Source organism: Streptomyces sp. NPDC059534 (assembly GCF_042743475.1).
Lineage (GTDB): Bacteria > Actinomycetota > Actinomycetes > Streptomycetales > Streptomycetaceae > Streptomyces.
In genome coordinates this window covers 1-11,538 of record NZ_JBHWAQ010000051.1, presented here as the reverse complement: position 1 = coordinate 11,538, position 11,538 = coordinate 1, and the positions used below count along the sequence as shown (strand labels likewise).

Below are 11,538 nucleotides of genomic sequence, written 5' to 3'. Positions count from 1 at the left end.
AGCAGCGTCGTTTCGCCGGACACGGAGACGGACACCGAGCCGCGCACGGAGACGGACACGGACACGGAGCGCACGGTGACGGAGGCGTCCGCCTCCGGCGTCTCCCCGCTGTTCCAGCCCGCCCGTCTGGGCGCGCTGCGGCTGCGGAACCGGCTGGTCATGGCCCCGATGACGCGGAACCGGGCGGGCGCGACCGGCGTGCCGGAGCCGATCATGGCCACGTACTACGCCCAGCGCGCCTCGGCCGGACTGATCATCGCGGAGGCCGCGACACCCAACGCGGTGGGCGCCACGTACCCCAACATCCCCGCGATCCACGACGACACGCACGTGGCCGGATGGCGGCGGGTCACCGAGGCCGTGCGGGACGCCGGCGGGCAGATGTTCCTCCAGCTGCAGCACGGCGGGCGGGTCGGGCACCCGGAGACGACGGGGCTCCACCCGCTGGCGCCGTCGCCGGTCCCCCTGCCCGGCACGGTGTTCACCCCGTCCGGACACCAGGAGGCCGTGGTGCCCCTGGAGATGACGACTGATCAGATCGCTTCCACGGTGGCCGACTTCGCCACTGCGGCGCGGCGGGCGGTCGACGCCGGTTTCGCGGGGGTCGAGGTGCACTCGGCCAACGGGTACCTGCTGCACCAGTTCCTGTCCGGCGCCACCAACCGGCGCACCGACGGCTACGGCGGACCGGTCGCCCATCGCATCCGCTTCACCGTCGAGGTCGTCCGCGCGGTCGCCGAGGCGATCGGCCCCGAGCGGGTCGGGGTGCGCATCGCCCCCGGTGTCACCGCCAACGGCATGACGGAGGACGACGTCGACGCGGTCTACCCCGCGCTCCTGGAGGAGCTGCGCGAGCTGGACCTCGCCTACCTGCACGTCGTGTTCGCCGACCCCGACCAGCCGCTCTTCCGCACGCTCCGCGCGGCCTGGCCGGGCACGCTCATCGCGAACCCGGCCCTCCCCTGGCCCGGCCCCCTGCCGGCCGACGGCGGGCGTGACGCCGGCGAACGGCTCCTGGCGGCGGGCGCCGACCTGATCGCGCTCGGCCGCTCGTTCCTGGCCAATCCCGACCTGGTCGCCCGGATGCGGACCGGCGCGCCCCTCAATCCGATCCGCGACGCCCATCTGATGTACGTGGGCGGCGAGACCGGCTACACCGACTACCCGACGCTCACCTGAGACGGCCGGGCCGGCTCGGCGGCTGCACCCTCTTCAGACGGGCCCGCCAGGGCCCGTCCGCCATCTCGAACTGCACCACGAGCGGGCCCTCGGGCAGCGGCACGGTCTCGCGCCGCTTGCCGATCTCGTTGACCACGTTGTCGTCCTCGGGCAGGGCGGTGTGGTCGTCGTGACCGTGGAGTTCGAAGACGTTGACGATCAGGTTGTCGTCACCGCGGTAGTGGATGGCGAGGTCGGCGACGCCTCCGGTGTGCAGGAGCACGTCGGGGCCGCGGAACTCCGTCTCCTCCTCCGTCAGGCGGCGGGCCGCCGCCAGCGGCGACACCTCCACCCACCACGGTCCCTCCGCCTCCAGCTTCAGCCGCAGAGTCCCGTTCCCGGGCACGGTGGCGAGCATCCGCCCCCGGAAGTCCTCCTCGGTGCTGTTGACGAGGAGGTCCTTCTCCTTGTTGCGCCAGTTCAGGACCGACAGCCCCGTGTACCCGTCGCCCTCGACGTCGAGGGCGACGACCACCGGCCCCGGCGGCAGCCCGTCGACGGTGATCACGTCGTTGTCCCGGCCGGTCTCCGTGTACGGCGCGAAGACGGGGCCGTACGCCCACGGATCCGGCGCACCATAAGCGGCGGGAACGGCAGGAAAGGCAGGGGCGCCGGGCGGCGCGGGTGGCACCGCCATGGGCGCCGGCGGAGGCGGGAAGCCCGGCCCCGGTGCCGGGGGCGCGAAGCCCGGCGGCGGCCCGAACGCCTTCCCGGGCGGCGGCGTGAACGCCTGCGGCGGGGGCGCGAAAGCCTGCGCGGGCGGCGGCGGGTAGACCGGAGCGGGCGGTGGTGCGTACGCCTGCGCGGCCGGGGGTGCGTAAGCCTGCGCGGCCGGTGGCGTGGCGGCCGGCGCGTGTCCCGGATCCGCCACGTCCACGCCGTGGTCCGTGGCCAGACCCGCGAGGCCGTTCGCGTATCCCTGTCCCACGGCCCGGAACTTCCAGCCGCCCGACCGCCGGTACAGCTCGGCGAGCACCATCGCCGTCTCCCCCGCGGCGTCCGTCACCTCGTACCGGACGACGGTCGTGCCGTCGGGGGCGAACGCCTCCACGGCCGGCCGGACGACGTCCCGGAGGGTGCCGCGGTCCGTGGACCCGACCAGGAGGACGCGGGTGATCTGCTGCTCGACGGTGGTGAGGCCGACGTCGAGCCAGGCCGTACCGTCGCCGCCCTGGCTCAGCCGCACGGCACCCGACGGGTGCACGGGTGCGCCGTGGAAGACCACGTCGCCGTCCCCCCGGACCGTCCCGCCCTCCGTGAGCAGCAGCGCCATCGTGTCCAGGCCGCCGTGCACGGCGATCCTCAGCGGGACGGACGGTACGAAGCCGTTGCCGCCCTTGGTCATCTCCTCCACGGTGTACCGGCCTTTCCCCTCATGTCCCCACCCTTGTCGGTCACGAAGCGATCTTGCAGCGGCCGCCGCCCGGGGACAAGACCCGGCGGTCACCGCGCGCACGCGGCCCGGGACGGGCGGGAGAAAGACGGGGCCGGGGCGGCGGAAGCCGCCCCGGCCCTCGGGTGACGCGTCGGCGGGCGGGATCAGACCTGCTCGTCCTCGGGGATGCTGACGAGCCAGCGGGTGTCCTTGCGGGGCCGCAGGTACAGGGCCCAGTAGAGGGTGGCGGCCGCCGTGATGCCGCCGGTCCACAGCAGGTACTCGGTGTCCTGCATGGACAGGACGTACGCCAGGACGCCGATGAGCAGCACCGGGACGACCGGCCACAGCGGCATGCGCCACGCGGCGACCTCGCGGTGCGCGCCCCGGCGGCTGAACAGGGCCGCCACGGCGACCAGCAGGTACATGCCGGTGACGGAGACCCCGGTGACGCCGTACAGGGTGTCGAGGTTGACGAAGCACAGGGCCGCGCCCGGCACGCCGACGAGGAGGGTGGCGACCCACGGGGAGCCGAACCGGCCCAACCGGGAGAGGGCGTTGTTGACGGGCTGCGGCCACGCCTTGTCGCGGGCGGAGGCGAAGAGGACGCGGGAGTTCTGGATGACCATGACGATGCCGGCGTTGACGATGGCCAGCGCGACGCAGAGGCTGATGAAGGTGCCGACGGCGGAGTTGGACCAGGCGGCGATCATGCCGCTGATGTCGCCGCCGGTCAGGGTCTCCAGGTCGCCGGCGCCCAGGGTGATGGCCACGACGGGCACCAGGATCACGACGGTGGAGATGGCCAGGGTGGCGAGCACGGTGCGGGCCACGCTCTTGCGCGGGTTCTCCAGCTCCTCGGAGAGGTAGACGGCCGTCGAGAAGCCCTGGGTGATGAAGAGGGCGATGGCGAGGCCGGAGACCACCATGGCGCCGGTGACCAGTGAGTGCGTGCCGCCCTCGCCCGCCACCTGGCCGTGGACGAGCGCGCCGACGCCGCGCTCCGAGTGGGCGAAGCCGAGGATCGCGACGATTCCCGCCGCGACCACCTCAAGGACGAGGAAGATGCCGGTGATCCACGCGTTGGCGCGCAGGTCGAGCAGGCCCGCGAGGGTCGCGAGGAGCATGACAGCGGCGCCGGCCAGCGGGGCCGGCACGTGCACCAGGGGCGCGAGGTAGTCGGCGGTCCCCATCGCGATCACCGGTGGCACGATCATCACCACCAGCAGCGACAGGACGAACACCAGCCAGCCGGCCAGGCGGCCCGCGAGGGTGGAGACGATGGCGTACTCGCCGCCCGCGCTCGGGATCAGGGTACCCAGCTCGGAGTAGCAGAACGCCACGCCGATGCAGAGGAGCGAGCCGATCGCGATGGTGAGCGCGGCATAGGTGCCGACACCGCCGAACAGGTCCGGTACGACCACGAAGAGGGTGGAGGCGGGCGTCACGCACGACAGCGTGAGCAGGGTGCCGCCCACGACACCGATGGAACGCTTGAGCTTCTGCGGCGCGGGGCCGGTCTGCGGGGCCAACGCGTGCGGCGCGCTGAGGGTGTCGGTCATCAGACGGTTCCGATCGGTACGAGCAGTGTTTCCGAGCGGGAGCGGTATCGCCTCCGAGGCGGCCGGTGATCAGGTGGTCCTTTGCTCCCGGGCTGAATGGAAGCCTGGGCAGAACCGCAGGTCAATGCCCCGATGGCTGCGGAATCCGTTGTTCCGACACGCCCGGAAGGGCTCCCGGAGCGTTAAGAACGCGCCAAGACCGCGAAAACACTCCGTGCGGGAACCGCAGCTCCCCCGCGAGGACTTTTCCCGCGCTTTACCGCCGCGCGGGCGTTCCGGCGTCCCGGCGTCGCCCCGTTCACCCAGGCCGCCCAGGCCGCACCGGGCCCGTCGGCGTCACGAGGGGACCGTGGCGGCCGGTGGCGACCAGCGGCGGGTACGGGGCGGGCCGGACGGGACTCCGTAGTCCTCCCTCAGGTGCTCGGGGATGGCGTAGTGCATGACGCGTCCGCGGGTGAGGGAGGACAGTTCCAGGACGGTGGTGAGGTGGCCGAGCCGGTCCAGGGCCCAGGCGCCGAGCGGGGAGCGGTCCTCGATGGTCTCCAGGACGCCGAGCAGGTGGGGAACGGTCTTCACGACGGTGTCCCAGCGGGTGCGCGGCACGTCGAGCCAGTCGGCGCAGGTGTCGCCGACGAGGTAGCGGATGAGGGCCGAGACGATCGGGTCGAAGAGGGTGCCGGGCACGACCTCCTCGTACAGGTCGATCAGCTGGCGGGTCAGGTGGGCGCCCTCCGGGGACGGCCCCATGTGGCGGATCATGTACCGGTCGAGGAAGGCACGGGCCTCGTCGAGGTCCTTCGGGACTGCGTCCTGGTCGACGCCGAGCATGGCGCCGACGACGCGCCAGGCGTAGTAGTAGGCGTCCGCGCCTTCCGTCGACATGTGGATGCCGAGCCGGTGCAGGCTGTCGAGGACGAGCATCGAGAAGAACATCTGCCCGCCGATCAGGTCCTCCTGGCAGATCGGCACTCCCGTCGACGCGGTGTCCCAGCGGCCCTCCCGCTTGAGGTGGTGGCGGATGGAGGCGTGCAGCAGACGGACCTTCTGGGCGGCGGGGATGAAGCGGCTGCCGGCCTCGAAGGCGTCGGGCTGCATCAGCTGGACGGTGAACTGGCCGGTCTCCGCCATGCGCTTGGAGGGGTACTTCAGTCCGTGCGTCGCCGACAGCAGCTTCGCCACGTGCGGGACGACGTAGCAGGCGGGCATGGAGGCGAAGGAGAGGGCGGTGGAGATGTGCACGTTGTTGTCGATGAAGAACAGCCGGGCGTTCTCCATCACTCCCCAGTCCACCCAGGCCGGCGGGGTGCTCGTGGCCTCCAGGTACGCGCGGGCGACGTCGGGCAGCCCGTCCGGCAGCGGGGCACCGGCGGTGGAGACGTACCGCATGAGGGTGTTGAACGTGCCCACCTCGCCGCGCTCGAAGAGGGTGGCGACGGTGGCGTCGGCGAGTTCGTCGCCGGTCTGCCGCAGGGCGTCCATCGACGCCTCGGTGTGGATCATGGCGGGCTCCAGGTTCTCCGTCAGTACCGGCGGACGGCCGCCGAGTGCGCCAGGGCGGTGAGCGCGGCGGCGGGGGCGGGGGGCAGGTTCAGCCGGTCGAGCGCGCGCAGGGCCTCGTCGACCCGCGCGGTGATCATGGCCTCGACGCGTTCCGGCGCCTTCAGCCGCCGCATCACCTCGCGTACGGCCTCCGGCGCGGCCCCGTCCGGGTCGGGCCGGTCCAGCAGGTCGCGCAGCCGTGCGCGCTCCTCGTCCCCGGCGAGCCGCCAGGTCTCCGCGAGGAGGGTGGTCGGCCGCCGGCCGCGTACGTCGTCGGCATCGGCCTTGCCGGTGGTCTCCTCGTCCCCGAACAGGCCGAGCAGGTCGTCCCTCAGCTGGAACGCCTCGCCCAGCGGCAGGCCGTACGCGGAGTACCCCTCGCGCAGCCGCGGGCCTGCCCCGGCGAGCGCGCCGCCGATCGACAGCGGCTGCTCGACGGTGTACTTGGCGGTCTTGTAGCGGATCACCTTGAGCGAGGCCGCCGTGGACGGGGCGGCTCCGGTGTGCAGGATCTCCAGGCACTCGCCGGCGATCAGGTCCCGGGCCAGGGCCGCCCAGAGCGGACGCGCCCGGCCGAGGTAGGCGGCCGGGAGGCCGCTGGTGACGAACAGCTGCCCGGCGAGCGACATGAGCAGGTCCCCGACGAGCATCGCCAGCGCCCGTGCGCCCGCCGCGACCGTCGGGTGGTGCTCCACCGCGCCGCGCAGGGCCACGTGCGCGGTGGGCCGGCCGTGCCGCAGCGGGCTGTCGTCGATCAGGTCGTCGTGCACGACCGCGGCCGCGTGCACGAGCTCCATGGAGGCCGCGGCCCGGAGCAGCGCCTCACTGTCCGGCTGCCCCACCGCGCGCCAGCCCCAGTAACAGAACGCCGCCCGGAGTCTCTTGCCGTCCGCGACCGCTGCCTCCAGCTGCTCGGCCACCGGGCCCAACGCCGGGTCGACCGCCGCCAGGAGGTCGGCCTCCTCGGCCACGTACCGCCGCAGCACCTCGTCGACGCGGGTCTTGAACGCGGCCGCCTCCCACCGCTCAGCCACCGTCGCCGGCCCGCCGGGCGATCACGTGCCGCGCGAGGACCTCCAGATGGGCGGGGGGCGGCGCCGTGTACCGGTCGAGCGCGAGCCGCCCGCGCGCCTCCAGGTCGCGCTCGGCGTCGGACGCCATCTCGGCGGCGTCCGAGCGCCGCAGCATCCCCCGCACGGCCCCGATGCCCGAGCCGAGCGCGCTCACGGCGAGGTCCGCGAGACCCGCCGCCAGTAACACCGCCCGCTCGTCGAGACCCCCGCGGGATTCCGTCTCTCGCGTCACGCCCACTCCCCACCCGCCCGCGGTCCGTTCCGGCCGCGGGGTCACCGACCTTCGCCTCCAGCCTCGCGCCGGTCCGTCCGCGGGGGCGGCGGAACTCACCAACGAGTGATCGACTCGCTGGGGCGTACGAGCGGCCGGGGCGGGGCCGCGCGTGCGCCGGCGGCCGGATGCCTTCTTGTCAGCCGGGAAGCCCCTCCCGAGAATGCACATGACAACCGAAGGATTTTCGGTCGCACCGTCCTCGGAGGGGAACCCCCACATGAAGAAGCCTCTCGCCGCCGCCCTGCTCGCCCTGCTCCTGGCAGGCGCGGCAGCGGCCCCGGCCACGGCCTCCATACCCCTGGAAGCCGTCGCACAGGCCCCGGCCCCCACGAACCGGGTCCAGGCCCCGGCCCCCGCACCCCGGGAACAGGCCGCGGTCACCGTCGACTTCGCGGGCACGGTCGCACTCAGCAACTGTTCCGGCTCCCTCGTCCGCGCACCCGGCTCCCTGCCGAGCGACCCCGCGCTCGTCCTCTCCAACGGCCACTGCCTGGAGTCCGGCTTCCCCGCGGCGGGCGAGGTCGTCAAGGACCAGCGGTCCACCCGCTCGTTCTCCCTGCTGAACTCGGCCGGCTCCAAGGTCGCGACGCTGCGGGCCAGCAAGATCGCGTACGCCACGATGACCGACACGGACCTCTCGCTCTACCAGGTGACCAAGACCTACGCGCAGATCCAGAGCCAGTACGGCATCAACGCCCTGACCCTCAACGACGCCCACCCGGCGCAGGGTTCGGCGATCAAGGTGGTCTCCGGCTACTGGAAGCGGATCTACAGCTGCAACGTCGACGGCTTCGTCTACCGGCTGAAGGAGGGCGAGTGGACCTGGAAGGACTCGGTCCGCTACACCTCGTCGTGCAACACGATCGGCGGCACCTCCGGCTCGCCCGTGATCGACACCACCACCGGCCGCGTGGTCGCCGTCAACAACACCGGCAACGAGAGCGGTGAGAGCTGCACCCTCAACAACCCCTGCGAGGTCGACCAGAACGGCGCCGTGACGGTCCGCCAGGGCATCAACTACGCCCAGGAGACGTACACGCTCGTCCCCTGCATCGGCCCCGGCAACGTGATCGACCTCAACCGCGCCGGCTGCCTCCTCCCGAAGCCGTAGCACCCCCGCCCCCGCCGGCCGCCCGCGACACGGCGGCCGGCGGGCCCGCCCGCGCGATCACCCGGTACCACTCACGACCGGGTGAGTACGCGTACTCATCACCACGACGCCCCTCCCGCCCGAGACTGTGGGGACCAGCGAGAGAGGCCGAAGATCCATGCAGCAGACCCGACGTCCCCGACCCTTCCGTCCCCCGTCCGGTCGGACGTCCACCCGCCGCGCCCTCCCCGCCCTCGCCGCCGCAGCCCTCGCCGCGGCCGTGCTCCTGACGGGCTGCGCGGGCCAGGAGCGCGTCTGCGGGTCCGGCCGCTACCCGGTCAAGGCGGTCGGCAACACCGACGGCCAGGACTGCGCGGCCGACGGCCAGGAGCCGCCGGAGGGCTACGTCCGCTACCCGGCCGGCATGGTGCCCGAGTACGTCGGCGACCGGTGGGACCGCCACTGGGCCACGGTCGTCGTCGACGCCGAAGGCCACCCCACACACGGCTGACGCCCCCCAGGGCCTGTCGTCACCTTCCCGTCCGCCCCACGACACCTGGCACGCGCTCGGGGCCGCCCTTCGGGCGACGACGGGAAGGTGACGACAGGCCCTAGCCGACGTTCACCCCTCCTGTCAGTCCGCAATCTTCCGGGGTCTGCCGGACCCCGCCCCGTTGCTACCTTCCAGGTCTGCCGGACGCACCGTCACGCACGCGACCTGGAGGTCACGTTGAGCGCGCAGCACCCGAACCGCAGAAGCATCCTCAAGTCCGCCGGGGGCCTCTCGGCCGCCCTGGCCCTGGGCGCCGGAGGCGTCCTGGCGTCGGCGACGGCGGCCTCCGCCGTCGGCGACGGCTACGGCCTGCACATCGTGGACCACAACGAGGACGACCCGCGCATGCGGTACTACCGGTTCCAGACCGGCGCGATCGGCTGGAACCCCGCCGTGAACGTCCTCCTCCCGGACGACTACCACTGGAGCGGACGCACCTACCCGGTGCTCTACCTCTTCCACGGCGGCGGCAACGACCAGGACTTCATCACGTTCGACCGCGAGGGCATCCGCGAGCTGACCGCCGGCAGGCGGCTCATCGTCGTCATGCCCGACGGCGGGCACGCCGGCTGGTACTCCAACCCCGTGAGCTCCAACGTCGGCCCGCGGAACTGGGAGCAGTTCCACATCGGACAGCTGATCCCGTGGATCGAGGCGAACTTCCGCACGTTCGCCGAGTACGACGGCCGTGCCGTGTCCGGCTTCTCGATGGGCGGCTTCGGCGCGCTGAAGTACGCCGCCAAGTACTACGGCCACTTCGCCTCGGTGAGCGCCCACTCCGGCCCGGCCAGCCTGCGCCGCGACAACGGGCTCGTCGGCCACTGGGCCAACGCCAGCTCCGCGGCGCTCGACCTGAACGGCGGCACGATCTACGGGGCGCCGTTCTGGGACGAGGCCCGGGTCAGCGCGGACAACCCGGTGCAGCGGATCGAGAGCTACCGCAACAAGCGCGTCTTCCTCGTCGCCGGCACCAGCCCCGACCCGATCAACTGGTTCGACACGGCCAACGAGAAGCAGGTGCTGGCCGGACAGCGGGAGTTCCGCTCCCTCCTCGGCAACGCGGGCATCCCGCACGAGTGGTACGAGCTGCCCGGCGGCCACTTCATCCGCCGCGACATGCTGCAGCGCGACATCGACGGCGTCGTCGCCCGGCTCCGCAAGGCGTGAGCGGCGCCCGCCGCGGCCCATGACCCACCACCCGTCACCAGACGACCAAGCGGAGGAGCGACCCGTGCTTCCCGGACTCTCCCGACGCGCGCTGACCTGTCTGCTCGCGGCGGCCACCGCTCTCCTGCCGGCGCTCGTGGCCGCGTCCGCGGCGCCGGCCTCGGCCGCCGCGGCAGCCGTCTCCGCCTCGGCGTGCCCGACCGCCGGCTTCGTGAGCCAGCCCTTCCACCCCGGCCACAACGGTGTCGACATCGCCAACGACACCGGGACCCCGATCCACGCCGTGGGCGACGGCGTGGTGACCATCTCCGGGTACGTCGGCGACTACGGCCAGTGGATCCGCGTCCAGCACCCGGACGGCAAGACCTCCGAGTACGGGCACATGTACCGGCGGGACGTCGCCGTCGGCGACCATGTCGTGGCCGGCCAGCGGATCGCCCTGATGGGCGCCGAGGGCAACGCGGACGGCCCCCACCTCCATCTGCGGATCTGGGGCGACCTGTCGCTGTCGTACGGCATCGATCCCGAGGTCTACCTCGCGCAGGGCGGTGTGGTGCTGCCCTGCGTGCCGGGCAGCGGTCCGCGGCCCAAGCCCCTGGTGTACCCGGCGGAGTCGGGCCGGGTGGTGGCGGCGCGGTCGGCGGACGGACGCCTGGAGGTGTTCGCGGCGGGCGCGGGCGCCGTCCACCACGCCTGGCAGCGGGAGGCGAACCGCGACTGGTCGGAGTGGGAACAGCTGGGCGGGCCCGCCGGCGCCGAACTCGCGATCGCCCCCAACGCGGACGGCCGTCTGGAGATGTTCGCGATCAACGGGGGCACCTTCGAGCACCGCTACCAGCTCTCCCCGTCGGGAGGGTGGTCCGGCTGGGAGAACTTCGGCGGCGGCGGTCGTGACATCGCGGCCGGTGTGAACGCCGACGGCCGCATCGAGGTCTTCGCCTCCGGGCCGGCCGGCGTGTTCCACCGCTACCAGCTGGAGCCGAACGGCGGCTGGTCGGCGTGGGAGCCGACGGGCGGCGGGCCGGCGGACAGCAGGATCGAGATGGAGAAGTCGCCCGACGGCCGCCTCGAGGTGTTCGCGCTCAACGGCGGCACCTTCCAGCACCTGTACCAGACGGCCCCGAACGGCGGCTGGTCCCCGTGGGGCGACTTCGGGGGCGGCGGTCACGACCTCACCGTCGACCACAACGCCGACGGCCGGATCGAGGTCTTCGCCTCCGGACCGGTCGGGGTCTTCCACAAGTACCAGACCGGTCCGAGCAGTTGGTCGGCCTGGGAGGGCACCGGCGGCCCCGCCGGCTCCCAGCTCAGCAGCGAACGCACCGCCGACGGCCGCGTGGAGGTCTTCGCCATGAACGGCGACACCGCCATGCACACCTGGCAGACCGGGGTGAACGCCCCGTACGGCGGGTGGGAGACCTTCGGAGGCGGCGGCACCGAGGTCACCGCGACCTCCAACGCCGACGGCCGCATCGAGGTGTTCGGCACGAGCCACGCCGGCACGTACCACATCTGGCAGACCGGCTTCGCGACCTGGTCCCCCTGGGTCTGGGTCAACGGAACCGCCGGTCCCGCCCTCGACTGAGCGCCCGCACCCGCCCGCCGGCCGACCGCCGCCTCGTACCCGATCCCCCTCGCCCGCATCGCACCCGCCGCGCGGCCGGCCGAGCCCCACGGTCCGGCCGGC

Annotated in this window: 10 protein-coding genes; 5 read left to right on the top strand and 5 right to left on the bottom strand. The window is 73.0% G+C overall.

The features are described from left to right. The first annotated feature begins 75 nt into the window (after window positions 1-75). Window positions 76-1,179, top strand: a complete 1,104-nt coding sequence (locus ACFVZH_RS35730; RefSeq protein ID WP_384904139.1) for an alkene reductase — start codon at window positions 76-78, stop codon at window positions 1,177-1,179. On the opposite strand, the gene ACFVZH_RS35725 is transcribed toward ACFVZH_RS35730, so the two are convergent. The 5 genes from ACFVZH_RS35725 to ACFVZH_RS35705 form a co-directional block, all read right to left on the bottom strand. Beyond that, window positions 1,172-2,563, bottom strand: a complete 1,392-nt coding sequence (locus tag ACFVZH_RS35725; protein ID WP_384904113.1) for a TerD family protein — start codon at window positions 2,561-2,563, stop codon at window positions 1,172-1,174. The two genes, ACFVZH_RS35730 and ACFVZH_RS35725, sit on opposite strands and share 8 nt — an antisense overlap. 194 nt (window positions 2,564-2,757) lie before the next feature. Further along, window positions 2,758-4,155: an APC family permease gene (locus ACFVZH_RS35720; RefSeq protein WP_384904111.1), complete on the bottom strand. Its 1,398-nt coding sequence runs from the start codon at window positions 4,153-4,155 to the stop codon at window positions 2,758-2,760. Between the two features lie 336 nt (window positions 4,156-4,491). Continuing rightward, window positions 4,492-5,655, bottom strand: a complete 1,164-nt coding sequence (locus ACFVZH_RS35715) for an oxygenase MpaB family protein (RefSeq protein ID WP_384904110.1) — start codon at window positions 5,653-5,655, stop codon at window positions 4,492-4,494. Window positions 5,656-5,675: 20 nt separating this feature from the next. Beyond that, window positions 5,676-6,728 (bottom strand): polyprenyl synthetase family protein, encoded by a 1,053-nt coding sequence (locus tag ACFVZH_RS35710; RefSeq protein WP_384904108.1) that lies wholly within the window; start codon window positions 6,726-6,728, stop codon window positions 5,676-5,678. Further along, the gene (locus tag ACFVZH_RS35705) at window positions 6,721-6,999 is read right to left on the bottom strand and encodes a polyprenyl synthetase (protein ID WP_384904106.1); all 279 of its coding nucleotides are present in this window, start codon (window positions 6,997-6,999) and stop codon (window positions 6,721-6,723) included. Before ACFVZH_RS35705 ends, ACFVZH_RS35710 begins: the two co-directional genes overlap by 8 nt. Window positions 7,000-7,258: 259 nt before the next feature. Here ACFVZH_RS35705 and ACFVZH_RS35700 point away from each other — a divergent pair, with 259 nt between their 5' ends. The 4 genes from ACFVZH_RS35700 to ACFVZH_RS35685 all read left to right on the top strand — a co-directional run bounded on the left by ACFVZH_RS35700 (window position 7,259) and on the right by ACFVZH_RS35685 (window position 11,436). Continuing rightward, window positions 7,259-8,152, top strand: coding sequence for a serine protease (locus ACFVZH_RS35700; protein WP_384904105.1), 894 nt, complete (start codon window positions 7,259-7,261; stop codon window positions 8,150-8,152). Window positions 8,153-8,309: 157 nt separating this feature from the next. Further along, on the top strand, window positions 8,310-8,642 hold the full coding sequence (locus ACFVZH_RS35695) for an SCO0607 family lipoprotein (RefSeq protein ID WP_384904103.1): 333 nt from the start codon (window positions 8,310-8,312) through the stop codon (window positions 8,640-8,642). A 219-nt stretch (window positions 8,643-8,861) separates the two neighbouring features. After that, window positions 8,862-9,851: an alpha/beta hydrolase gene (locus ACFVZH_RS35690; RefSeq protein WP_384904101.1), complete on the top strand. Its 990-nt coding sequence runs from the start codon at window positions 8,862-8,864 to the stop codon at window positions 9,849-9,851. A 64-nt stretch (window positions 9,852-9,915) separates the two neighbouring features. Further along, window positions 9,916-11,436 carry a peptidoglycan DD-metalloendopeptidase family protein gene (locus ACFVZH_RS35685; protein WP_384904100.1) on the top strand — a complete coding sequence of 507 codons (1,521 nt, stop codon included), beginning with the start codon at window positions 9,916-9,918 and terminating at the stop codon, window positions 11,434-11,436. Window positions 11,437-11,538: the final 102 nt, after the last annotated feature.